Here is a 709-nt window from a genome sequence, read left to right as displayed (position 1 = left end):
CTGGGGCCCTGGGGGCCGCGCGGCCGGGGGGGCGGCCCCCCCCCCCCCCCCCCGGGGGGGGGGGCGCGCGCGGGGGGCGGGCGCGGGGGGCCGCCCCCCCCCCCCCCGGCCTCCGGCCAGGCCCGCCCACCTTCCCCGCCCGTCCTAACCCCTGTGAGGTCCGATCATGAACACCGCCGCCAGTTTCCCCGCGTCCAGCGTCCCCGTCGCCTTCGACGCCGGTCACCTGCACAGCCCGACCGCCGATGACGTCGCGGCCGGAATCGACTTCCGGCCGGGCGACCGGTTCGAGCCGATGGCACCGACCCCGTCCGGTGGTGTGCGAGAGAAGGCCGCGTGGTGGCGCACGGTCGCCAACGTCGGTACGCCGGACTTCCTCGGTCTGGTGACGGGAAGCACGATCGCGGTCGAACTCAGCGGGTCGCCGACCCCGGGGGTCGTGATCTCGACCTTCCGTGCCGGTGCCCGCGTACAAACGGCGCTGCCCGACGGCACCCGGATTGAGCTGACCGTGAGCCGCCGCCACCCGTCCGGCTACTGGTACGGCCGGTACAGCTGACCAGCTGCCCCGCCCCGATTCGCGGGCCCGCCTGCCTGCCCGTGCTGCGCCCGGCCGATGCCCGGGGCCGCCCCGCCCCCCGCCCCGGCCCGCCCCCATACCCCCCCCGCCGACACAGGGGGAACTCCCATTTCCCCCCCCAGTAAAACC

General features: G+C 77.2%; 1 protein-coding gene. It reads left to right on the top strand.

Annotation, left to right across the window (positions count from 1 at the left end; all coding sequences use genetic code 11):
- Window positions 1–166: 166 nt before the first annotated feature.
- Window positions 167–559 carry a hypothetical protein gene (locus tag ACFWXO_RS32125; RefSeq protein WP_380528249.1) on the top strand — a complete coding sequence of 131 codons (393 nt, stop codon included), beginning with the start codon at window positions 167–169 and terminating at the stop codon, window positions 557–559.
- Window positions 560–709: the final 150 nt, after the last annotated feature.

Origin of the sequence: Kitasatospora sp. NPDC059088 (assembly GCF_042738155.1) — a bacterium.
Lineage (GTDB): Bacteria > Actinomycetota > Actinomycetes > Streptomycetales > Streptomycetaceae > Kitasatospora.
This window is presented reverse-complemented; position numbering and strand designations above follow the sequence as displayed.